Source organism: Actinomadura verrucosospora (assembly GCF_039540335.1).
Taxonomy (GTDB): Bacteria; Actinomycetota; Actinomycetes; order Streptosporangiales; family Streptosporangiaceae; genus Spirillospora; species Spirillospora verrucosospora.
The window spans coordinates 46,735-69,977 of record NZ_BAABEV010000017.1 but is presented as its reverse complement, the minus strand read 5'-3'; the positions used below and the strand labels follow the sequence as shown (position 1 = coordinate 69,977).

General features: G+C 76.5%; 12 protein-coding genes. 7 read left to right on the top strand and 5 right to left on the bottom strand.

Annotated elements, in window-relative coordinates; genetic code table 11:
* Window positions 1–38 precede the first annotated feature (38 nt).
* Window positions 39–998 carry an ArsR/SmtB family transcription factor gene (locus ABD944_RS19805; RefSeq protein WP_345178557.1) on the top strand — a complete coding sequence of 320 codons (960 nt, stop codon included), beginning with the start codon at window positions 39–41 and terminating at the stop codon, window positions 996–998.
* A 44-nt stretch (window positions 999–1,042) separates the two neighbouring features.
* Here ABD944_RS19805 and ABD944_RS19800 read toward each other — a convergent pair whose 3' ends face one another.
* Window positions 1,043–2,095, bottom strand: coding sequence for a right-handed parallel beta-helix repeat-containing protein (locus ABD944_RS19800; protein WP_345178556.1), 1,053 nt, complete (start codon window positions 2,093–2,095; stop codon window positions 1,043–1,045).
* Window positions 2,096–2,517: 422 nt separating this feature from the next.
* Here ABD944_RS19800 and glnII point away from each other — a divergent pair, with 422 nt between their 5' ends.
* Together glnII and ABD944_RS19790 are read left to right on the top strand one after the other, a co-directional pair.
* Window positions 2,518–3,531 (top strand): glutamine synthetase GlnII, encoded by a 1,014-nt coding sequence (glnII, locus tag ABD944_RS19795; protein ID WP_345178555.1) that lies wholly within the window; start codon window positions 2,518–2,520, stop codon window positions 3,529–3,531.
* Between the two features lie 162 nt (window positions 3,532–3,693).
* On the top strand, window positions 3,694–4,329 hold the full coding sequence (locus tag ABD944_RS19790) for a hypothetical protein (protein ID WP_345178554.1): 636 nt from the start codon (window positions 3,694–3,696) through the stop codon (window positions 4,327–4,329).
* A gap of 3 nt (window positions 4,330–4,332) precedes the next feature.
* On the opposite strand, the gene ABD944_RS19785 is transcribed toward ABD944_RS19790, so the two are convergent.
* The 3 genes from ABD944_RS19785 to ABD944_RS19775 all read right to left on the bottom strand — a co-directional run bounded on the left by ABD944_RS19785 (window position 4,333) and on the right by ABD944_RS19775 (window position 7,406).
* The gene (locus ABD944_RS19785; protein WP_345178551.1) at window positions 4,333–5,133 is read right to left on the bottom strand and encodes a hypothetical protein; all 801 of its coding nucleotides are present in this window, start codon (window positions 5,131–5,133) and stop codon (window positions 4,333–4,335) included.
* A gap of 66 nt (window positions 5,134–5,199) precedes the next feature.
* On the bottom strand, window positions 5,200–5,643 hold the full coding sequence (locus ABD944_RS19780; RefSeq protein WP_345178550.1) for a universal stress protein: 444 nt from the start codon (window positions 5,641–5,643) through the stop codon (window positions 5,200–5,202).
* A 32-nt stretch (window positions 5,644–5,675) separates the two neighbouring features.
* Window positions 5,676–7,406 (bottom strand): RelA/SpoT family protein, encoded by a 1,731-nt coding sequence (locus ABD944_RS19775; protein WP_345178548.1) that lies wholly within the window; start codon window positions 7,404–7,406, stop codon window positions 5,676–5,678.
* Window positions 7,407–7,682: 276 nt separating this feature from the next.
* Between ABD944_RS19775 and ABD944_RS19770 the strand changes: the two genes are divergently transcribed.
* The 4 genes from ABD944_RS19770 to ABD944_RS19755 are packed head-to-tail and all read left to right on the top strand — an operon-like array spanning window position 7,683 to window position 20,386.
* Window positions 7,683–14,444: an SDR family oxidoreductase gene (locus ABD944_RS19770; protein ID WP_345178547.1), complete on the top strand. Its 6,762-nt coding sequence runs from the start codon at window positions 7,683–7,685 to the stop codon at window positions 14,442–14,444.
* A complete protein-coding gene (locus tag ABD944_RS19765; protein WP_345178545.1) occupies window positions 14,441–18,700 on the top strand; it encodes a beta-ketoacyl synthase N-terminal-like domain-containing protein in 4,260 nt (1,419 codons plus the stop codon). The genes ABD944_RS19770 and ABD944_RS19765 overlap by 4 nt, the downstream gene beginning before the upstream one ends.
* Window positions 18,701–18,740: 40 nt before the next feature.
* The gene (locus ABD944_RS19760) at window positions 18,741–19,952 is read left to right on the top strand and encodes a glycosyltransferase (RefSeq protein ID WP_345178544.1); all 1,212 of its coding nucleotides are present in this window, start codon (window positions 18,741–18,743) and stop codon (window positions 19,950–19,952) included.
* Window positions 19,953–19,996: 44 nt separating this feature from the next.
* Complete coding sequence (locus ABD944_RS19755) at window positions 19,997–20,386, top strand: RidA family protein (RefSeq protein WP_345178541.1); 390 nt, start codon at window positions 19,997–19,999, stop codon at window positions 20,384–20,386.
* A gap of 12 nt (window positions 20,387–20,398) precedes the next feature.
* Here the strand turns inward: ABD944_RS19755 and ABD944_RS19750 are convergent, their stop codons facing one another.
* Window positions 20,399–23,110, bottom strand: coding sequence for an ATP-binding protein (locus tag ABD944_RS19750; RefSeq protein WP_345178539.1), 2,712 nt, complete (start codon window positions 23,108–23,110; stop codon window positions 20,399–20,401).
* Window positions 23,111–23,243 lie beyond the last annotated feature (133 nt).

Here is a 23,243-nt window from a genome sequence, read left to right as displayed (position 1 = left end):
CATTTAAGAAATAGGTTAAATGTCGTATTCTCCGACCCATGCTGCGGCTCTGGCTCGACTATGAGGACCTCACCCGGATCCGCATCACCCCGGGCCTCTCGCCGCTCGCCCAGACCGTTCTCGGCGCGCAGGCCCTGCGCGGGGTCGGCCCGGAGCCGATTCCCGGCCCGTGGCGGTCGCGGACGCGCGCGCGGCTCACCGGCCCGTCCCGCCTGCTGCTCGATCTGGTGCCGCCCGGGCGCTGGGTCCCCGACTTCCTGACGCCGTACACGCTCGTGCCCGGGTTCGAGCCGGAGCTCGACGCCGTCGCCTCGACGCCCGTCCGGCGGATCCGCGAGGAGTTGGAGCGGTCCTACGGTCCGCGGCCGCCGGTCTCGTGGCTGCCCCGCCTGGCCGGCGGCGACGGGGAGACCATGCGGACCCTCGTCCGCGGGCTCCGCGACTTCCACCGGGTCGCGCTGGAGGACTCCTGGTCCGGCCTCAGCGACCACCTGTGCGCCGAGGCGTCCCGGCACGCCAGGACGATGGCCCGCGACGGGATCGGCGGCCTGCTGGCGAGCCTGCATCCCGCCGTCCGCTGGACGTCCCCGGTCCTGGAGATCGAGACGTTGCGCGACGGCGACGTCCGCCTCGGCGGGCGGGGGCTGCTGCTGATGCCCTCGGTGTTCGTCACCGGTCCGCGCGTCCTGGTCGGCGGGGACGGCCCGGCGACCGTGGTGGTCCCCTCGTCCCGGCCGCTCAGCGGGACGGGCGACACCCTGCCGCAGGTGTTCGGCCGGACCCGGGCCGCCGTGATCCGGCTGGTCGGCGCGGACGGGGAGCTCACGACCGGCACGCTGGCGGCCCGGCTCGGCGTCAGCGCGGCGTCCGCGTCCCAGCACGCCACCGCCCTGCGCGGCGCGGGCCTGCTCACCAGCGAGCGCCGGGGCAAGACGGTGCACCACGCGCTGACGCCGCTCGGGGAGCGGTTCCTGCGCGGCGGGGAACCTCCGGAGTGAGAGGACCCCGCTCCCGGACGGGGAGCGGGGTCCTCGCCGGAGCGTCAGCAGAGGCCGCGCGGGTCCGAGGTGCGGCACCTGTTGCCGATGAAGCGGTTGGTCCTGCTGCCACTCCGGTCGACCAGGTCGAAGGGGGCGTTGCCCTTCGCGAGGTTGAACTTGATCAGGTTGTGCCGGGCGGGCTCGCCCTTCGGGCTCGGGAACAGCACGATGCCGCCGGAGTAGGGCAGCCTGCCCCGGTTCCCGAGCACGGCGTTCTTCTCGATCGTGTTGTGGTCGCCGCCGAAGACGAGGACGCCGGTGCCGCCGAGCGGCGGGACGTCCTCGTGCTGCGGGCAGAAGCGGTTGTTCTTCGCGATCTTGTTCTTCCAGAGCTTGGTGTCGCCCTGGCCGCCCTTCTGGTCGTCGTTGACGAGCGCGGCCCCGGTGCAGTTGCCGACGAGCTCGTTCTCCCAGGCCTGGACGTGGCGGGCGTGCCGGACCAGCAGGCCGATCGCGTTGCCCGAGGCGTGGTTGTAGGCGACGACGGTGCCGCGCGCGTTCTGGATGTCGCCGACGTAGAAGCCCGCGTCGGCGGAGTTGTCGATGGCGCGGTTCTTGACGAAGCGGCCGCGGGTGGAGCGGAACTCCGTGATGCCGTACTCGCCGTTGCGCGCCGCGAGGACGCGCTCGACGGTGAGGCGGTCGGTGTACAGGCCGTACACGCCGCTCTGCTTGAAGCCCCGGACGCTCAGGTTCTTGATCGTGACGTCCCTGACCGGGTGCTTGCGGTGGCCGATCACGCAGATGCCCTGGCCCGCCGCGCCGGCTTTGGCGCAGTGGTCCTTGCGGCCCGGGTGCAGGACGGTCCTGTCGCCGTCCCCCTCGATGGTCAGGCGCTTGCGGACGAGGACGCCTCCTTCGTAGGCGCCGGCCTCGAGCCGGATGACGTCGCCGGGCCGCGCGCGGTCGACGGCCTTCTGGATCGAGTGGCCCGGCCGCACGATGTGGATCCGCCTGCCCTTGCCGCCGTCGGCGGCGTGCCCGGCCGGTGCGAAGGACGCCAGCCCCGCCAGCGCGACGGCCGTACCGAGCGAGGCCGCGAGAGTCCGCCTCATCCTTTTTCCCCGTTCTGTTGCCAATGGTGGGGGCGCGCCGGAGTGGCGCGTCCTCGCTCATCTTGAACAGAAGAGATGGCACGACCGGGTGAGCGAGAAGTAAAGAAACATCCGAGGGTTTCGTCAAGTGAGTGGGAAGCGCCTGATAAATGGTGGCACGCCATTTCATGGGATGTTAAATACCGATTTGGGCGGTCGGGGGCGGCGTCCGCGCGGCGTGCCGGCCGGCGTGTCGGGCGGTGTGTCGGGCGGTGGGTCGGACGGAGGGAGCGGCGGTGTGGCGCCGGTGTGAGCAACGTCTCAGCAGGTCGTCTCGCGTGTTACACGCCGTTCACAAACGGGCAACAGACGCGAAATGCCCGGTTGGCACGTTCTGTGAGGCCGAACCCGCAAAGGCCCGGCAGCGAACGAAGGGACCGACGTTGAGCTACAAGGCCGAGTACATCTGGATCGACGGCACCGAGCCGACCGCGCGGCTGCGGTCGAAGACGAGGATTCTCGCCGACGGCGCCGAGCTGCCGGACTGGGGGTTCGACGGGTCCAGCACGAACCAGGCGCCCGGCGACCACTCGGACTGCGTGCTCAAGCCGGTCTTCTCCTGTCCCGACCCGATCCGGGGCGGTGACAACAAGCTGGTGCTGTGCGAGGTGTACCTCGTGGACGGCACGCCCCACGAGACCAACACCCGCGCCAAGCTGCGGCCCGTGGCCGAGCAGTTCGCGGCGCAGGACTCCTGGTACGGCATCGAGCAGGAGTACACCTTCTTCAAGGACGGTCGCCCGCTCGGCTTCCCGGAGCGCGGCTACCCGGCCCCGCAGGGCTTCTACTACTGCGGTGTGGGCTCGGACGAGGTGTTCGGCCGCGACATCGTCGAGCAGCACATGGACGCCTGCCTGGCGGCGGGGCTGAAGATCTCCGGCATCAACGCCGAGGTCATGCCCGGCCAGTGGGAGTTCCAGATCGGCCCGGCGGGGACGATCGAGGTCGGCGACCACCTGTGGATCGCCCGGTGGCTGCTGTACCGCATCGCCGAGGAGCACGACGTGTCCGCCACCCTCGACCCGAAGCCGGTCGAGGGCGACTGGAACGGTGCCGGCGCGCACACCAACTTCTCGACCAAGGCCATGCGCGAGGGCTACGACGCGATCATCGCGGCGTGCGAGGCGCTCGCCGAGAAGGCGCAGGAGCACGTCGCCGGGTACGGCGCCGACATCGAGCGGCGGCTGACCGGCATGCACGAGACCGCCCCGTGGAGCGAGTTCAGCTACGGCGTGTCGAACCGCGGCGCCTCGGTGCGGATCCCGTGGCAGGTCGAGGTGGAGAAGAAGGGCTACATCGAGGACCGCCGCCCGAACGCCAACGTCGACCCGTACGTGGTGACCCGCCTGATCACGGGCACCTGCTGCGCGGCGCTGGAGAAGGCCGGCCTGGTCTGACGATTCCGGCGAAACGGATCCCCGGGAAGCGCGGCTTCCCGGGGATCCGCCGTGTTCTGCCATAAGGGGGAACGCGGCCAAACATCTGCAAAATGGTGAGGTTGGGCGAATTCCTTGCTGCGGCGACGGGTAGCACACCTACGTCGCACCGGGGGAGGGAACATGCCCGACTCATCCTTCGGGCGGAACTCCGGAGGCCTGCCGGGCAGGCACGCCGGCCGCCCAGCGCCACGGCCGTGGGAACGCTCGTTCCGCTGCCCTTCCGCGGCGCGGCGGCGGCCGATGGAGGCGCCGCCCCGACGGTACGAGGACTTCGTCGCGCTGCACGAGGAGATCTCCAGGGAGGGCTCCGGCGCGCCGCTGCGCCCGCTGTGGTGGACGGGCGTCTCCGCCGCGCTGGTCGGCGGGGGCGCGGCGTTCGCGGTGACGATCGGGCTGCGGTCGGCGTTCGGCGTCGAGGTGCCGGTGTTCGCGGGCGGGCACACCGCGGCGGCGCCCGCCGCGACGAGCTACGCGCTGTGCGCCGCGGCGGCGGTGATCCAGGCCACCGCGCTGATGCATCTGCTGCTGTCGTCGGCGGCGCGCCCGGTCCGGGCGTTCGCCTGGATCGGCGGGATCGCGGTCGCGCTGCTGGCGATCCTGCCGCTCACCCTGCACGCCCGCCTCGACGCGGCGCTCGCCACGGCCGCGATCAACCTGGCCGGCGGGTCGGCCGTGGTGGCGCTGCTGTGCGCCGTCGTCGCGGCGACGTCCCGGCAGTCCCCGTGGGACCGCCCGTTCAGACGCGACCGACCGTGATCGTCAGCGGGCCGGGCGCCGCGGTGGAGACGACCCGGACGTGCCGCAGGCGCCGCCGCACCCGGACGTCCACCGGCTCGTCCGGCGCCAGCAGCCGCACCTCGCGGTGCATCCCGGAGAAGCCGAGGCACAGCGAGACGTCCCAGGTCCCGCGCGGCAGCGGGTCGTCGACGAACGCCCGCGTCGCGGGCACCACCGCCCGGTAGCCGAGCCGGTCCGGGCGCTCCTCCAGCATCGCGATGCGTAGACGTGCCGCGAGCGGCGCTCGGTCATGATCAACGTCCCGGAGACCGGCCTGCCGCTCCGCCGCACGTCCAGATGCCCGGCGACGACGATCTCCTCGCGCTCCTCGTTCCAGCTCAGCGTGTCCGCCGCGACGGATCCGGCGACGTGCGAGCGGCCGCCGACGTCGATCGCGAGGGCGCCGCCGGCCCCGAAGTAGGCGATCACCGTGCAGGAGTCGGGCAGGAACCGCCGCAGGGGCGAGGCGTCCAGGCCGGGCGCTCGGCCCGGGCCGAGCGGGACGACGGAGGTCTCCATCGGCGCGCCGACCGACAGGCTCACGTCCCACAGCCCGCCGGGCAGCGGGTTCCCGCCGGCGAGGGTCGCGACGTCGACCTCCGCCTCGAACGCGACGCGCCCGTCCCCCTCGCGGGCCGAGGCGGGCACGCGCAGGAGGCCGTCGCCGTCGCGCTCGCGCAGGAGCAACTCGATCTCGCGGACGGCGCCGCCGGGTTCGAGGGTGCCGGCCAGCCGGAGCGCCGTCCCCGCCCAGCCGATCTCCGTCAGTAGGGGATCCGCCATCGCCGCCTCCGCCCCGGTCGCCGCCGTCCACCCCGCCCTTCCCCGCGAGCCGGGGCCGAACCGGGGTCAGGGCACGACGGTCACCGGCCACCGCCCCGCCTTGACCAGCCGGACGGCGACGGATCCGATGAGCCGGTGCCCGGCCTGCGCCGACGCGCCGACGATCACGGCGTCCGCGCGGGATTCGTCGGCGACGCGGGCGAGCACGGTGTAGGCGTCGCCCAGCTCGGTGACGAGGTCGTAGCGGACCTGCTCGCGCCCGGCGGCGGCCTCCAGCTCGGCGCGGATCTGCGCGGTGACCTCCTCGGCGGTCTCGCGCAGCGCGGCGGCGCCGCCCGGGGTGAGCGTGCCCATCGAGGCGACCGACGTGACGTGCACGACGACGAGCCGGGCGCCGGCGCGGCGCGCGAGGCCCCACGCGTAGGCGCCGGCGCGCAGCGACGTCTCGGAGCCGTCCACTCCGGCCACGATCACCTTCGGTCCGTCGACGCCGTACTCGAACGGTCTCATGTGATCACCACGGGACCAGCGTAATCGGCGGTTCAGGGCCGGACGAACCGGGCCAGAAGGTCGTCGAGGCCGAGGGCGCCGGTGCCGAGCGCGCCGTACATCGCGTCGGCGTCGCCGTAGCCGAGGTCGCGGGCGACGGCCAGGGAGTCGCCGCGCGCCTCGGCGGCGAGCAGGTCGACGCCGCGCTCCGCCAGCGCCCGGACGAGGCGGCGCCGGCCGGTCTCGGCGTCCTCCTCGGCGCGGCGCAGCGCGAGCCGCTGCTGGATGCGGACGCGGGCGGGCACCGAGACGGCGAAGCCGAGCCAGTCCTCGGACGGGGCGCCGGCCGGGTCGGTGAGGATCTGCACGACGTTGCCGCTGCGGATCTGCACCGACATGGGCGCGAGCCGGCCGTTGACGACGGCGCCGATGCAGCGGTCGCCGGTGCCGGGGCCGAGCGCGTAGGCGAAGTCGAGCGCGGTCGCGCCCGCGGGCAGCGGGACGATGTCGCCGCGGGTGGTGAACGCGGCGACGTTGCCGGCGGCGAGGTCGGCGCGGAGCCGGTCCAGGAACTCGCCGGACGGCGCGTCGGACTGCCAGGCCAGCAGCCGGCTCAGCCACACCAGGTCGCGGCGCTCGGCGACGGTGGGACCGGTGTCGCGGCCCGCGTCCCGGATGTGCGCGACGATGCCGTACTCGGCGACCGGGTGCATCGCCTCGCTGCGGATGATCACCTCGAACGGGTCGCCGTCCGGGCTGATCACCCGGGTGTGCAGCGACCGGTACAGGTTGTCCTTCGGCGTCGCGATGAAGTCGCGGACCTGCCCGGCCACGGGGTGCAGCGCGGCGTGCACGGCCCCGAGCGCGATGTAGCAGTCGCTCTCGGCGCCGTCCACCACCAGCAGCAGCCGCGCCGCCTCGCACGGCCGCAGCCCGGCCAGGCCGCCGCCGAACGACTGGTGCACCGCGTACAGGTGCGACGGACGGACCTCCACCCGCGCCCTGACCCGGTGCTCGGCGAGCGAGGGGCGCAGCAGCGCCGTGGCCGGACCGAACGTGTGGCCCGCCCCGCTCAGCGCCGCCCGGACGGCGCGCCGCGTCGCCTCGTGCGCCCCGGGGTCGCGGGCGGCGAAGGCGAGGTCGTCCATCTCCCGCTTGAGGACGTGGATGCCGAGCCGCTCCGCGAACGGGACCAGCAGCTCGTGGGACGCCTGGGCGTAGCGGGCGCGCTTGTGCTCGGGCTGGTGGCGCAGCGTCCGCAGGTTGTGCAGCCGGTCCGCCAGCTTGATCACCAGGACCCGGAGGTCCGCCGCCGCGGCCAGCACGATCTTGCGGAACGTCTCGGCCTCGGCGCGGTCGCCCCAGCGCCGGCCGTCCAGCTTGGTGACGCCGTCCACCAGCACCGCGATCTCGTCGCCGAAGTCGGCGCGGACCTCGCCGAGCGTGTACGGGGTGTCCTCGACGGTGTCGTGCAGGAGCGCGGCGACCAGGGTGGTGGTGTCCAGCCCCATGCCGGCGAGGATCAGCGCGACGGCCAGCGGATGGGTGATGTACGGGGCGCCGGACTTGCGGAGCTGCCCGCGGTGCATGCGCTCGGCCACCGTGTACCCGCGCAGCAGTTCGGCCTCGGCCGCTCCCGGGAGGGCGCCGCCGGGGTGGGCGGCGCGATGGGCCGCGAGCAGGGGGGCGAGGGCGGCCCGCACGGGGTCCGGGCCGCCTCCCGCCGCCTCCCGCCGCCGCGCGGGGAGGCGGAACCGTCCCGTCGCCGGATTCAGCGTCGCCATCGCGCCCCCGCCTGGCCCGTCCGCGGCACACCGCCACGGACTGTGATCGCCATTATGCGCGATGTGGCCGCGGCGGCGGGAGACCCAGGCCGGGGCCACCTCCGGCCCCCGCCGCGCGTCAAGGGACGTTCCAATCTCCTTCGCCGGGCCGCCATCAACGCGCCCCCGGGTGTGTCGTCCCCGTGATCATGCCGTCGCCGACCGTAGTGTGGCGCTCCGTTGTTGCGAGCCGCGCCGGTCACGCGCCGGACCGCGCGGGACGTCGGGGGGCTGTGCATGGCGGGCAGGGGCGGGCGGGACGCAGGCCGGGGCGAGCGGCCCCGGACCGAGATCATCGGGGTCGCCCCGTTCGGCCGGCCCGCGCCCCACCTCGCCGTCGCCGTCGCCCGCGCGGGCGGCACCGGCGTGCTCGACCTCGGCGCCGACCGGGCGCCCGGGCTCGCCGCCCTCGCCGACGTCGGCCGCTGGTGGAAGGGCCCGTTCGGCGTCCGCGTGCCCGCCGGGTGCCGGATCCGGCCCGACGAGGTCCCCGCGGCCGCCGCGACCGTCCTGGTCGACGCGCCCGTGCTGCTCGGCGGGGCAGCGCTGCTCGGCGGGGCAGCGCAGCTCGGCGGGGCAGCGCAGCTCGGCGGGGCAGCGCAGCTCGGCTCGCCCGCGCCGGGGGCGGACGGCGCGCCGGACGTCGCCGGGTTCGCCCGCGGGCGCCGCCTGCTGGTGGAGGTGGTCGACCCGGACGAGGCCGCCGCCGCGATCGCCGCCGCCCGGGAGATCACCGACGACGTGGGGCTGGTCGCGCGGGGCCGCGAGGCGGGCGGGCGCGTCGGCGAGCCGACCGCGTTCGTGCTCCTGCAGCACCTCCTCGCGGGCGCCGGTTCCACGGCGGACGCGGACGTCCCCGTGTACGCGGCCGGCGGGATCGGGCCGCACTCGGCCGCGGCGGCGGTGGCCGGGGGCGCGGCCGGGGTCGTCCTGGACGTCCAGCTCGCGCTGGTCCGGGAGGCGGAGCCGTCCGCCGACATCGTCGCCAGGCTCTCGGCGATGGACGGCACCGGGACGGCGGTCGTCGACGGGCACCGCGTCCACCCGGCGCCCGGCGCGCCCGGGTCCGGGCAGCGTCCGCTGCCCGTCGGGCAGGACGCGCCGCTCGCCGCCTCGCTGGCCGGGCGGCACAGGACCGCCGGGGGAGTGGTGCGGGCCGTCCGGGAGCAGATCGACCTGCACCTGCGGGCCGCCGTGCGCTCCGAGCCCCTCGCGCCGCGCGCCGAACCGGCCGTCGTGCAGGGCCCCATGACGCAGGTCAGCGACACCTCCGCGTTCGCCGGCGCCGTCGCGCAGGACGGCGGCCTGCCGTTCCTCGCGCTCGGCCTGACGGACCCCGACCGGGTGCGGGAACTGCTGCGCGAGACCGCCGACCGGCTCGGCGGGCGTCCCTGGGGCGTCGGCGTTCTCGGGACCGCGCCGCCGGAGCTGCGGGAGGCCCACCTCGCCGCGATCCGCGAGGCCGCCCCGCCCTACGCGATCATCGGGCCCGGCGGCCCGGCGAAGGCCGCGTCACTGGAGGCGGCGTCACTGAAGGCCGCGTCACTGGAGGCCGCGTCACTGGAGGCGGCGTCACTGGAAGCAGAGGGGATCCGCACCTACCTGCACGCCCGGTCGCCGGAGCAGCTGGAGCGGTTCCTGGCCGAGGGCGCGCGCAGATTCGTGTTCGAGGGCGCCGAATGCGGAGGGCACGTCGGACCGCTTGCGAGCTTCCCGCTGTGGGACGCGCAGGTCGAGCGGTTGGAGGCGTTCGGCGGCGACCCGCGCGAGCTGTCGGTCATGTTCGCGGGCGGCGTGCACGACGCGCGGTCCGCCGCGATGGTCGCCGCGCTCGCCGGGCCGCTGGCCGAGCGCGGCGCCGACGTCCGCGTGCTGATGGGCACCGCGTACCTGTTCACCGCCGAGGCGGTCGCGGCCGGCGCGATCCTGCCGGGTTTCCAGGACGTCGCGCTCGGCTGCGGCGGGACGGCCCTGCTGGAGACCGCGCCCGGCCTCGTGACCCGCTGCGCCCGCACCCCCTACGTCCGGACGTTCGAGGAGACCCGCCGCGAGCTGGAGCAGGTCGGCACGCCGCGGCGGGAGGTGTGGCGCCGCCTGGAGAAGCTGAACCTCGGCCGCCTGCGCGTCGCGAGCAAGGGCCTGCGCCGCGGCACCCCGGTGGACGACGGCGTCCAGCGCGCCGACGGCCTCTACATGATCGGGCAGGTCGCCGCGCTGCGGTCGGCCCCGACCCGGATCGCCGACCTGCACGAGCAGGTCACCTCGGGCGCGACCGCCTTCCTGGCCGCCCGCGCGGCCGAGCTGGGCGTCGCCGGACCCGCGGCGAGCGCCGGCGCGGCCCGCCCGGCCGACGTCGCGGTCATCGGCATGGGCTGCGTCTTCCCGGGGGCCCGCGACACCGGGAGCTACTGGGCGAACATCGTCGGCGGCGCCGACGCGGTCACCGAGGTCACCCGCTGGGACCCGCGGATCCACTACTCGCCGTCCGGGGAGGGCGCGACGACGTCGAAGTGGGGCGGCTTCATCCCCGACGTCCCGTTCGACGCGCTCGCCCACGGCATCCCGCCCGGCGCGCTCGGCGGCGTCGACCCGGTCCAGCTCCTGTCGCTGGAGGTGGCGTCCCGCGCGCTGGCGGACGCCGGGTACGCCGACCGCCCGTTCGACCGGGCCCGGACGTCGGTGGTCTTCGGCGCGGCCGGGGGCGGCGACCTCGGCACCGCGTACGCGATGCGCGCGACGCTCCCGTCCTACTACGGCGAGGTGCCCCCGGGCCTGGACGAGCGGCTGCCGCGCCCGACCGCGGACTCCTTCCCCGGCGTCCTCACCGGCGTCATCGCCGGTCGGATCGCGGACCGGCTCGACCTCGGCGGCACGGCCCACACGGTGGACGCCGCGGGAGCCTCGTCGCTGGCCGCCCTCGACGCCGCCTGCAAGGAGCTCGTCGCCGGGACCAGCGACATGGTGCTGTGCGGCGGCGCCGACCTGCGCGCCGGCGTCCAGGACTACCTGCTCTCGGCCTCGGCGGGCGCGCTTTCCCCGTCCGGGCGCTGCGCCGCGTTCGACTCGTCCGCCGACGGCGTCGCGCTCGGCGAGGGCGTCGGGTGCGTGGTCCTCAAGCGCCTCGCCGACGCCGAACGCGACGGCGACCGGATCTACGCCGTGGTCAAGTCGGTCGCCGGGGCCGCGGGCGGGCGCGCCCCCGACCTCGCCTCGCCGGGGTCCGAAGGGCAGCGCCGCGCCCTCGAACGCGCCTACGAGCGCGCGGGCGTGGCACCCGCCTCCGTGGGGCTCGTCGAGGCGCACGGAGCCGGAGCCGAGGCGGACGACAGGACGGAGCTGGCGACCCTCACCTCGGTGTTCGCCGGGGCCGCGCCGGGGAGCGTCACGCTCGGCTCGGTGAAGTCGCAGATCGGGCACACCGGGTGCGCCGCGGGCGTCGCCGGGCTCATCAAGACCGCGTACGCGCTGCACACGGGCGTGCTGCCGGGGACGCTGCACCTCGCCCGGCCGAATCCGGAGTGGGCGCCGGACGGCCCGCTCGCGTTCGGCGGCGCCGCCCGCCCGTGGGCCGCCGAACCGGGCGGGCGGTTCGCGGGGCTCAGCGGCTTCGGCGTCGGCGGCGCGCACTTCCACGCCGTCCTGTCCGGCTACGACGGCGCCCCCGAGCCGGTGTCCGGGCTGGACGAGTGGCCGGCCGAGCTGTTCCTGATCCGCGGCGCCGACCGCTCCGCCGCCCGCGCCGGGATCGACCGGCTCTCGGCGCTGCTGCCCGCCGGGCCCCGGCTGCGCGACCTCGCCAGGACCGCCGCCTCGCTCGAAGGCCCGGTGCAGGCGGCGCTGGTGGCCTCAAGCCTGGAGGACCTCCGGGACAAGCTCGCACTCGCGGCCGCGTTCCGACCGGCGCCGGGCGTCTTCCTGCCCTCCGGGGAGCCGGGGCAGGTGGCGTTCCTGTTCCCCGGCCAGGGCGGCCAGCGGCCCGGGATGCTCGCGGACCTCTTCGTCGCGTTCCCCCGCCTCCAGCGCCTGCTGCGGCACGCCGGCGGACGGTACGCGGCCGCGATGTTCCCGCCCGCGGCGTTCACCCGGTCGGAGTCCCGCCGCCGCCGGGCGGAGATCGCCGACACGCGGGTCGCGCAGCCCGCGCTCGGCATCGCCGGGCTGGCCGTCCACCGGCTGCTGACCGCGGTCGGCGTGCACCCCGACCTCGCCGCCGGGCACGGCTGCGGCGAACTCGTCGCGCTCTGCGCGGCCGGCGTGTTCGACGACGCCGACATGATCGGCCTGAGCGCCGCCCGGGCGGAGGCGGTCCTCGCGGCGGCAGGGCCCGGCGGGGGCGCGGCGGCGACCGTGGGAGCGACGCCGGAGCAGGTGCTGGACGCGTTGGGGGAGACGTTGGGGGAGAGCGGCGACGTCGCCGTGACCCACCACAACGCGCCCCGCCAGGTCGTGATCGCCGGGACTTCCGCGGGGCTGGACCGCGCGCTGCGCGTCCTGGCGGAGGCGGGCCTGCGCGCCGAGCGGATCCCGGCCGCGTGCGCGGCCCACGGCCCGCTCGCCGCCGCCGCGCCGGAGGGCCTGCGCGTGGAGCTGCTCGGCCGCGACCTGCGCTCGCCCGCGTTCCCGGTCTGGTCGAACGCGACGGCGGCGCCCTACGACACCGACCCGTCCGAGCTCGCCGCCGTCCTCGCGGGGCAGCTCGCCGCGCCGGTCCGCTTCGTCGAGCAGATCGAGGCGATGTACGCGGCGGGCGCCCGCACCTTCGTCGAGGCGGGCCCCGGACGGTTCCTCACCGGCCTGGTCGCCGCGATCCTCGGGGACCGGCCGCACACCGCCGTGAGCTGCGACGCGCCCGGCGGCGGCGCCCTGACGGGGCTGCTGCGCGCGCTCGCCGAGCTGGCCGCCGCGGGCGTCCCGGTCGACCCGCTGCCCCTGTTCGCCGGGCGCGACGCCCGCCCGCTGCCCGCCGAGCCCGCCCCGGCGCCCGGCTGGATCGTCAACGGCCATCTCGTCCGCACCGCCGACGGCGCGTACCCGGCGGGCGCGCTCCGGCCCGCCGAGCCCGTCGAAGGCCCCGGCCCGGGCGGCTCGGAGGCCGCCGTCCTGGAGTACCTGCGCGCGAGCCGCGAGGTGATCGCAGCGCAGCGCGAGGTGGTCCTTCGGCACCTCGCGGCCCCGGCGGGACGGGACGCGGCGGCGCGGTCCGTCCCCGCGCCCCGTCCCGTCCTGCCGGGCGAGACGCTGCCCGCCCCGAACGTGGCACAGGGCACGGCACAGGACGCGGCGCGGGAAGGAGCGCAGGACGCTTCGGACGACGCGCCGGAGGAGCGGCCGCCCGCCGATGGCAGGCGGGACGTGCACGCCGCCGCCGGTGCGGTGATCCGCGCCCGCACCGGCGACGACCGGGCGAACGCGCCCGCGGAGCCGCGCCCCACCGTCCCGGAGCCCGCCGCGCCGGAACCCGCGGCGCCCGAGATCACCGTGCTGCCCGAAGTAACCGTGCCGCCCGAGACGACCGTGCCGCCTCCGGCGCGGCCGTCCGCCCATGTGGGGGCCGCGGACCTGTTCGGTCGCCGCCCCGCGCCGCGGGTGTCGCGGCAGATCCCGCGGATCGTCGAACTGGAGGCGCTGCCGGCGCCGCCGGAGTCCGGGACGGGGTTCGCGGGCCGACGCTTCCTGATCGTGGACGACGCCTGCGGCGTCGCGCTCGAACTGGCCGACCTGCTGGAGCGGCACGGCGCGCAGGTGCGCGTGCCCTCGGACGTGGACGGGCCCTGCGACGGGCTCGTCCATCTGGCGGCGCTCCGGCCGGGGGCCGCGCCCGTGCTGCCCCAGGCGTTCGCGGGCGTCCGGCAGGCGCTGGCGGGCGGGCTGCGGTGGCTCGTCTTCGCCAGTGGCGCCGGCGGAACGTTCGGGCACCGGTTCGGCGGCGGCGCCGTCGGGGATCCCGGGCCGGGCGCGGGCCTGGCGGGGCTGGCCCGGACCATCGCCCGGGAGTACCCGGAGATGCTCGTCCGCGCGCTGGACGTCGACACCAAGGACACCCCGCGCGCGATCGCGCAGCGGATCCTGGCCGAGCTGCTGACCGCCGACGCGCCGGTCGTGGTCGGGCACGAGGGCGGCCGCCGCAACGCCCTGGACCTGATCCCCGCCGGGCCGCCCGGCGGGGGAGCGGCAGCCGTGCCGGACCTCGGGCCGGACGGCGTCGTCCTGCTGACCGGGGGCGCGCGGGGCGCCACCGCCCGGGTCGCGCTGGAGTTCGCCCGGACGAGCGGCTGCCACATCGAGCTGGTGGGCCGCACCCCGGAGCCCGAAGGGGAGCCGGACTTCCCCGGCGCCGAGGACGAGGCCGGGCTGCGCCGGGCCCTCGTGGCGCACGGCGAGGAGCAGCCCGCCGAGATCGAGGCGACGGTCCGCAGGCTCCTGGCCGAGCGCGAGATACGCCGGACCCTCACCGCCCTGAGCGGCCACGCCGCCTCCGTGCGGTACCACGCGGCGGACGTGCGGAAGCCGGCCGCCGTGCGGGCCGTGGTGGACGACGTCTACCGGCGGCACCGGCGGCTGGACGGCGTCGTCCACGGCGCCGGCCTCGCCGGGGACCGCCTCGTCCGCGACACCTCGCCCGAGTCGTTCGCGCGGGTGTACCGGACGAAGGTGGACGGCGCCGCCGCGCTCGTCCAGGCGGTCCGGCCCGGCCTCGGGTTCTTCGTCGTCCTCGGCGGCCTCGCCGGCGAGCACGGCGACCGGGGGCAGGCCGGCTGCGCGGCGGCCGGGGACGCGTGCGGCACGCTCGCGCACGTGTGGCGGAGGCGGCTGCGCGGGCGGGTGCTCGTGGCCGAATGGGGCCCGTGGGCCGACGGGGCGGTGCCGCCCGAGCGGGTGCGCGAGCACGCGCGGCACGGCGTCGGCCCGATCGATCCGGACGCCGGGGCGGCGGCCCTGCTCAGGGAGATCGCGCACGGCGACGAGACGCGGGTCGTGCTGACGGGGACGCTCCGGTGAGCGAGGCGGGGGAGCCGATCGCGATCGTCGGCGCCGGGGCGCTGTTCCCCGGCGCGGGCTCGGCGGCGGAACTGTGGCGCAACGTCCTCGACGGCGTCGACGCGATCGGCGACGTGCCGCCCGGCCGCTGGGACCCCGCGCTCTACTACGACCCGGGCGCGTACGGGCGGGAGCCGGAGAGCGACCGGTTCTACTGCCGGCGCGGCGGGTTCGTGGACGAGCTGGCCACCGTCGACCCGGCCAGGTTCGGGATTCACCCGGCGGCGGTGCGGGGCATGGAGCCCGACCACCTGCTGGCGCTGCGCGCGGCCGGGGACGCGATTGCGGACGCGGGCGGCGCCGAGCGGCTGCCCGACCGGTCCCGGATCGGCGTCGTCCTCGGGCGCGGCGGCTTCATCACCCCGGGCGCGGCGCGGGTCGACCAGCGGGTCAGGACCTCCCACCAGGTCGCCGCGATCCTCGGCGAGCTGGTGCCCGAACTCGGGCCGCGGCGCCTGGCGGAGATCCGCCGGGCGTTCTGCGAGCGGCTCGGCCCCGACGATCCCGACGCCTCGGCCGGGCTGCTGCCGAACTTCGCCGCGGCCCGCGTCGCGGACCGGTTCGATCTGCGCGGCCCCGCCTACACGCTCGACGCGGCGTGCGCGTCGTCGCTGCTCGCGGTCGAGCACGCCGTCCGGGCGCTGCGCGGCGGGCAGGCCGACGCGATGCTCGCGGGCGGCGTCCACCACGCGCACCACGCCACGGTGTGGAGCGTCTTCAGCCGGCTCCGCGCGCTGAGCCCGAGCGAGACGATCCGGCCGTTCGACCGCGCCGCCGACGGGACGCTCCTCTCGGAGGGGACGGGCGTCGTCCTGCTCAAGCGGCTGTCGGACGCGCGGCGGGCCGGGGACCGCGTCCACGCGGTGATCCTGGGCGCCGGATCGTCCAGCGACGGGCGCGCCGCGAGCGTCCTGAGCCCGATGGTGGACGGGCAGGTCCTCGCGGTCGAGCGGGCGTGGCGGGACGCGGGCCTGGACCCGGCCGCACCCGGCGCGGTGGGGCTGATCGAGGCGCACGGCACCGGCGCTCCCGCGGGCGACGAGGCGGAGCTGGCGACGCTGCGCCGGGTCTTCGGCGCCGCCGGCCCGCCGATCGGCCTCGGCACGGTCAAGTCGATGATCGGGCACGCGATGCCGGCCGCCGGGATCGCCGGGCTGCTCAAGGCCGCGTTCGCGCTGCGCGACGGCGTCCTGCCGCCGACGCTGCACGTCGACGACCCGCATCCGGCGCTGGACGGCGGGCGGCTGCGGCTCGTCCGGGAGGCCGCGGAGTGGGCCCGGGAGGGCGGCCCCCGCAGGGCGGCGGTCAACGCGTTCGGGTTCGGCGGCGCCAACGCGCACGTGGTCCTGGAGGAGCCGCCCGCCGCCCGCAGGCCGCGGCGGCGCAGGCTCGACGCGCCGCCGTCGGACGAGGGCGTCCTGCGCCTGGCCGCGCGCACGCCCGAGGAACTGTCCGAGGCCCTGGCCGCCCCCGACGAGGAGCTCCTCGCCAGGGCCCGCGACGACGTCCCCGACCTTCCGTGCCGTCTCGCCATCGTCGGCCCGACGCCGCGCAGGCTCGACCTGGCGCGCGCCCTCGTCCAGCGCGGGACGGCCTGGCGGGGACGCAGCGACGTGTGGTTCGCGCCCCGCCCCCTCCTCGCGGGCGGCGGGCGGCTGGCGTTCCTGTACCCCGGGTTCGAGGCCGCCTTCGACCCGCGCGTGGACGACGTCGCCGCGCATTTCGGCATGCCGGTGCCCGCGCTGACCGGCCGCACGGATTTGGCCGGGCACGCCGCCGACGTGCTGCGCGCCGGCCGCCTGCTGACCGCGGCGCTCGGCCGGCTCGGTGTCGAGCCCGACGTCGTCGCGGGCCACAGCCTCGGCGAGTGGACGGCGATGACCGCCGCCGGCGTGTGCGACGCGGACGAGGTCGAGGCGCTCCTCGCCGCGCTCGACGGCGAGGCCCTGGACGTCCCCGACGCCGTGTACGCGGCGCTCGGCTGCGGCGCGGCCCGGGTGCGGGAGGCCGTGGGCGCGCGGTCCGGCGTCGTCGTCAGCCACGACAACTGCCCGCACCAGTCGGTGGTGTGCGGCCCGGCCCGGGAGGTCCGCGAGGTCCTAGGGCGGCTCGCCTCCGAAGGGGTGCTCGGCCGGGAGCTGCCGTTCCGGTGGGGTTTCCACACCCCGCTCGCCGAGGCGTACGAGAAGCCGCTGCGGCGCTCGTTCGAGGCGCTGGACATCCGCGAGCCCCGCGTCCCGCTGTGGTCGGCGACCGCGGTCGCGCCGTTCCCGCGCCGCCCCGCCGAGGTCCGCGAGCTGGTCGCGCGCCACCTGCTCGAACCCGTCCGGTTCGGGGACCTGGTCGAGGAGCTGTACGGCGCGGCGCACGTGCGGGCGTTCGTCCAGGTCGGGCCGGGCGGCCTCACCGAGTTCGTCGCCGACCGCCTCGGCGGCCGCGAGCACCTCGCCCTGGCCGTGAACGTGCCGAAGCGCGACGGGATGGCCCAGCTCCGCCGCGTCGTCGCCGCGCTGTGGACCGAGGGCTACGGCGCGTCCTCGCCGTCCCCGCCCTCGACGACGGGCATGCGCCTGGACCTCGGGACGCCGCTGGTCAGCCTGGACGGGGCCGTGGAGCCCGTCCGGCTCGGCCGCGGGGTCCCGCCGCTGCCCGCGGACGACCCCGTGCTGGCCGAGCTGGAGGCCCTGCTCGACGACGCCGCGAGCGGGGCGCAGTCGGTCCTGGAGGCGCTCGGGGGCGGGCCCCCGCCCCCGCCCGTCCCGGGCGAGGACGTCTCGCCGGTGGCCGCCGAACTGAACGTCTCCCGCGTCTTCTCGGTCGAGTCGATGCCGTGGCTGCGCGACCACTGCCTCGTCCCGCAGCCCCCCGACTGGCCGGACATGGCCGACCGGTTCCCGGTCGTCCCGCTGGCGGGGCTCCTGGAGGTCATGGCCGACACGGCGCGCGAGCTCCTGCCCGACCTGGTGGTCGTCGGGTACGAGAACGTCCGCGCGGTCCGCTGGCTCGTCGCGGCCCCGCCGACGGCCGCCGACATCCGCGCCTACCTCATCGAGTCGGCGGGGCGGCCCCGCAAGGTGAAGGTCGTCGTCAACGGCCACGCCGACGGGACGGTCCTGCTCGCCGAGCGCTACCCGGCGCCGCCCCTGCCGGACCGCACGCCGCTGAGCATCGAGGGGCCCCCCATCGTCACCGCCGAGCGGCTCTACGAGGAGCGCTGGATGCACCACGGCCCCCTCTTCCGCGGCGTCACCGAGATCACGGCGCTCGCGGAGGACGGTGTCCGAGCCGTCCTGACCTCGCTGCCCACGCCGGGCGCGCTCATGGACGGCGCAGGGCAGCTCTGCGCCCACTGGATCCAGGTGTACGGCGACACCAACCAGACCGTCTTCCCGGTGGGAATCGAGCGGGTCGCCCTCTACGGGCCCACCCCGTCCCCGGGGGAGAACCTGGACACGACCATCTGGAACCAGTCCCTCACCGACACCACCATGCGCTGCTCGGCGGAGATGGTCACGGAGAGCGGGAGGGTGTGGGGGCGCGTCGACGGATGGACGACCCACCGCTTCTACACCGACGAGGCGCTCTGGCGGATGAAGTTCACCCCCGAGGTGTCCGGAACGGGGGAGCCGCAACCCGGCCGCTGGTGCCTGGCCCGCAAGCGGTGGGACGGCACCGCGTCCCGCGACCTGCTGATGCGCCAGTACCTCTGCGCCTCCGAGCGCGCCGAGTACGAGGCCCTTCCCCCGTTCGCGCAGGGGCCGTGGCTGCTCGGACGGATCGCCGCCAAGGACGCCGTCCGCCACCACCTGTGGCGCGAGGGCCACGGGCCGCTGTTCCCCGCCGAGCTCACCGTCCGGGACGGCCCGGACGTGACGGGGCCGTTCGAGGAGCCGCTCACGCTCGCGATCGCCGCGGACGCCGACCTGGGCGTGGCCCTGGTCAGGCCCGGCCGCGAACCGGCCGGCATCGGGCTCGCCCCGAACGGGGAGGGCGCGCGGATCCGCGCGGCCAAGCAGGCGGTGCTCCAGGCGGTGCTGCGGGGCACGGGCACCGGAACCGACCGCCCCGAACTGGTGGTGACCGTCGCCGACGCCGAACGGCTCCTGATCGCGGCGGGCGGCACGGTCACCACGGTGGAGACCCGCGAAGTCGAAGGACACGTCGTGGCCTGGACGGCCGCGTCCGGCGCGACGGACATGGAGGAGAGCCGAGTATGAACGACGTCGACCAGCCCCGGACACCGGCGGGAGCCGCCCGGTGAGCGCCCGCCGTGTCCGGGTGCCGTCCCTGCTGGGCGATCCCGGGGTCGCGCGGGCGTGCACCTCGCCGCGCCGCTTCCTGTTCGCGGTCCCGCCGCTCGCGGGGCACGTCGCCGCGGTCGCCGCGGTCGCCGCCGAGCTCGCCCGCCGCGGCCACAAGATCGCCTGGACGGGCCACCGCGCGTCCCTCGAACCCCGGCTGCGCCCCCGCTCGCGGATCTTCAGCGCCCTCGACGACGGCGACGCGGCGCGCCTGTGCGACGACCGGATCCGGGGGCGCGGTCCCGCCGACCCGCGCTTCTGGGAGGAGTTCCTCGTCCCCCTCGGCCACGCGATGCTGCCCGGCGTCGAGACGGCGGTCGAGCGGTTCCGCCCGCACGCGGTGGTCGGCGACCAGCTCGTCCTCGCCGCGCCCGTCGCGGCCCGCCGCCGCGAGATCCCCTGGGCCACGGCCGCGGCGACGCCCGCCGAGTTCACCCGCCCGCTCGCCGACCGGCCGGAGGACGAGCGGCGGGTGCGCGAGCGGATCGGCGGGTTCCAGCTCGACCACGGCATCGACGACCTGCTCGACCTGCGCTTCTCCGACCACCTCGTGCTGGTCTTCGCCACCGGCGCGCTGCTCGGCGACATCTCCTTCTTCCCCGACCACTTCGCCTTCGTGGGGCCCGTCCTCGGCCGTCCGGCGCCGAGCGCGTTCCCGTGGGACCGGCTGGACGGCCGGCCCGCCGTGCTCGTCTCGCTCGACACCGCCGACGACCTGTCGCGCGAGCGGTTCTTCCAGGCCGCCGCCGAGGCCGTCCGCGAGCTGGACGTCCAGGCGGTCTTCGCGGCGCCGGCCGCCCTGGTGGGGGACGTGCCGCCGAACGTCATCGTCCGCGACCAGGTTCCCCGGCCCAAGCTCCTCGAACGGATGTCGGCGGTCGTCTGCGACGGCGGCTACGGCGCCGTGTGCGAGTCGCTGGCCCACGGCCTCCCGCTCGTGGCCGCGCCGGTCCGCGACGACCAGCCGATCATCGCGGGGCTGCTGGAGAAGGCGGGCGCGGGGACGGCGGTCCCGTTCGACGCCGTCCGTCCGGACGGGCTGCGGGCCGCCCTCGCGACCGTCCTGGCCGACGGGCCGCACCGCGCCGCCGCCGGGCGCGTCCGCGACTCCTTCGCCGCGGCGGGAGGCGCCGCCGAGGCCGCCGACCGCCTGGAGAAACTGGCCTGACCCCGCGGGCGGCCGGGATCCCGGAGCGCTCCATACTTGCGGCCATGACGGAACGACGCGCGATCCTCAGCGGTTCGACCTTCGAGGAGCGGATCGGGTACGCCCGCGCAGTGGTGGACGGCGACCGGGTCCACGTCTCGGGCACGACCGGGTTCGACTACGCCACCATGACCATCTCCGACGACGTGGTGGAGCAGGCCGAGCAGTGCCTGCGCAACATCGAGGCCGCGCTCGCGGAGGCGGACTGCACGTTCGCCGACGTGGTGCGCGTCCGGTACCTGCTGCCCGAGCGCGCCGACTTCGAGCCCTGCTGGCCCGTCCTGCGGCGCCGCTTCGGCGAGGTGCGGCCGGCCGCGACCATGCAGGTGTGCGGGCTCGCCGACCCCCGCATGAAGATCGAGATCGAGGTCGACGCGCGGAGGGCGGGCAGGTAAGGCGGGGGCGGCCTAGCCGGCGGCGACGAAGGAGTCGAGGAGGCCGCCGAGGTTGCCGAGGGGGGACGCCGCCTCGCGGAGGCGGTCGGGCCAGTCGGGGTCGGTGCGCTGAGCGCCCACCGCGGTCTCCAGCCCGTGAGAGGAGCCCCACAGCGCGAGATCGCGGGCGGCGACGTCGCGCTGGTCGCGGTCCCACCAGGCGCTGACGGCGCGGAACTGCGCGGCGAGCGTGTCACCGGGGATCGCGCGCCCGTAGCGGCTCTCCCACTCCCCGCTCCGTGGATGGCGCCCGCCGTCGGGAGCCGCTCGCCGCGCCTCCCCGAGCTCCTCCAGCAGGAGGCACCAGCGGTACGGGGCGGCGAAGAACTCCACCTCGTCGGCGGCGCACGCGCTTCCTCGCAGGAGCGCGGCCAGATGGCCGGCCACACCGGCGGGGGCGGCGCGGGACGCGACGGCCGCGTCCACCGCGTGCGAGACGGCGCAGTCGCGGGCCCGGGGCGGCAGCCCGTCCAGGACGGAGGGGGAGGGGCGGGGGGAGCCCCAGCCGGTCAGGTGGGCGGCGGCGGCGAGCTCCGCCCACACCACCAGCTCGGGACGGTCGGACAGGACCCGCTGGGCCGTGCGCATGTCCCGCAGCGTGCAGGGGGAGTCGTGGCAGTCCGGCCCGCACGTCCCGCTGCGGGGGGTCACGAGCGCGCGGGGCGAGGCCGTGGGCGGCGCGGCCTCCTCCAGGCGCGAGCCGTCCGGCATCCGGACCAGGTGCGGGTAGTCCATGCCGTCGGTGAACACCGCGCCCTCGCCCGGCGTGAGCGTGACGAGGAACTGCGACTGCCCCTCGGTGATGTTCATCGTGGCGCCGACCGCGTCCCGGTCGTCCTTCGCGGGCAGCCGGTGAACGATCTTGACGGCGGTGTTCTTGATGACGTCCGGGACGAGCTTGGACGGGATCTGCTCCGCCACGATCAGCCCCTCCCCGTACGCGCGGATCTCCGCCAGCAGGCTCGCGAACGTCTCCACCGCGTGGGACGCGGGACCGGCCTGCTCGCTGCGGCGCAGCAGCCGGTGCGCCTCCTCGAACACGCTGAGGTGCCGCAGCCCGGGCGGCGCGCCCTGCCGCTGCCGCAGCCGCAGGTGCTCGACCAGCCGGACCAGGACGGTGCCCATCAGGAACGCCTTGTCGCGGTCGTCCCCGACGTCCTCGATCTCCAGGACGACGTTGCGGGCGAGCAGCGCGTCGAAGTCGATGGGGTGGCCGCCCTCGAAGAACCGCCCGGTGGTGCCGAGCCGCAGGCTGGACAGCCGGACCCGGATGAAGCCGCGCACGTTGTCGGTGATCTCCTGGCCGTAGCCGATCTCGTCGACGACCTGCTCGGCGGTGGCCTGGAGGTCGGCCAGCGTCGGGTAGCGCGGCGCGGTGCCCGGCACGGTCGGCTCGCCGAGCGCGAGGTCCCAGCCGAGCCGCTCGTAGCAGCGGGTCAGCGCCGCCGCGAGCACCTGCGGGAACGGCTCGTCGGCCTCGAACGCCGCGAGGAACAGGGCCCGGACGAGGTCGGCGTGGGTCTGCAGCGGGAACGGCCGCCCGTCCGGTCCGGTCGCCGGTTCGAGCGGGTTGATCCCGGCCGCGATCGCCTCGGCGTCCCCCGGGCGGACCGTGACGACCTCCGCGTCCGGGAGCCGCGCCGCCATCAGCCGGTACTCCGCCTTCGCGGGCTCCACCACCAGCCACGGCAGCCCCGCGCCCGACGCGGCCGCGAGCAGCGACCGGACGGTCTGCGACTTCCCGGCGCCGGTCGCGCCGCACACGAAGGTGTGCCGGTTCAGGCTGGACAGCGGCAGCGAGATCGGGCCCACGTCGCGGCGGTTGCGGTCCAGGACCCGTCCCAGCGCGACCCCGCCGCCGGGCGACTCGGGCGTGACGTCGAACTCCGGCCGCATCACGAACCGCACCCCGGCGACCTCGCGGACGGGCGGACGGGCCAGCGCCGCGACGAGCTGCGTGCTCGCCTCGAACGGCCCCGCCGCGCCGGGGACCAGCGCGTACGGCAGGCGGCCGAGGTCCGCCGACGCGCACACGAGCGCCGCGACCCGCGCGGCGGCCCGGGGCGTCGCCGCCCCGGCCGCCAGGTGCACCCGCCAGAGGCCCGACGTGGCGGCCTGGCGCAGCTCGCGGTGCCGCTTCTCCATCCGGAGGGCCGCGACCGAGTCCTCCGGCGACAGCTCCGCCATCGACCGGGCCCGCTGCTGCCGGTCGGCCAGGTCGTCGGCGAGGCGCCGCGCCTCGTCCGGGTCGACGGGCTCGGCGACGAGCATCCAGGCGAACGGCTGCGTCCACACCGCGAGCAGGCCGTCCTCCAGGGACGGCCGCGCGGGCTCCTCCGGCGGGGGATCCTCCACGAGCAGGCCGTCGGAGATGCCGCCGATGCTCACCCAGTGCGGCATCGAGTCCTCGCCGACGCCCTCGGGCAGCAGCGTCCCGCGCCCGCCCGCGGGAAGGCTCAGGGTCGCCGCGCGCCCGTCGAGGTCGGCGACGAGGCCGTCCCCGCCGACGAAGACCTCCGTGGGGCCGAACGCCTCCGCGCGCCGCCAGCCGACGAGCACCGGCTCCTTGCCCGCGTGGTACGCCGAGACCAGCGCCGCGAGCCGCTGGTCGCGCCACTCGTCCCGGCCGTCGGACTCGTCGGGGCGGGGGACCTCCGTCAGCCGGCACACCGCGAGCCCGCGCACGACGTCCCACATGGTCAGCCGCGCCGGCGGGCCGGGCCGGACATTTTCGCGATCTCGCCTCGGTCCAAGGTCATGAGCAGTCAGGCTATTGAGCAAGGACCCCGTTGGGAAGGCCGATTCCCGATCAGGGGCC

Coding starts and splice junctions, on each gene's coding strand:
- ABD944_RS19805 (WP_345178557.1), top strand. CDS start 39: ATGCTGCGGCTCTGGCTCGACTATGAGGACCTCACCCGGATCCGCATC.
- ABD944_RS19800 (WP_345178556.1), bottom strand. CDS start 2,095: ATGAGGCGGACTCTCGCGGCCTCGCTCGGTACGGCCGTCGCGCTGGCG.
- ABD944_RS19790 (WP_345178554.1), top strand. CDS start 3,694: ATGCCCGACTCATCCTTCGGGCGGAACTCCGGAGGCCTGCCGGGCAGG.
- ABD944_RS19785 (WP_345178551.1), bottom strand. CDS start 5,133: ATGGCGGATCCCCTACTGACGGAGATCGGCTGGGCGGGGACGGCGCTC.
- ABD944_RS19780 (WP_345178550.1), bottom strand. CDS start 5,643: ATGAGACCGTTCGAGTACGGCGTCGACGGACCGAAGGTGATCGTGGCC.
- ABD944_RS19775 (WP_345178548.1), bottom strand. CDS start 7,406: ATGGCGACGCTGAATCCGGCGACGGGACGGTTCCGCCTCCCCGCGCGG.
- ABD944_RS19770 (WP_345178547.1), top strand. CDS start 7,683: ATGGCGGGCAGGGGCGGGCGGGACGCAGGCCGGGGCGAGCGGCCCCGG.
- ABD944_RS19755 (WP_345178541.1), top strand. CDS start 19,997: ATGACGGAACGACGCGCGATCCTCAGCGGTTCGACCTTCGAGGAGCGG.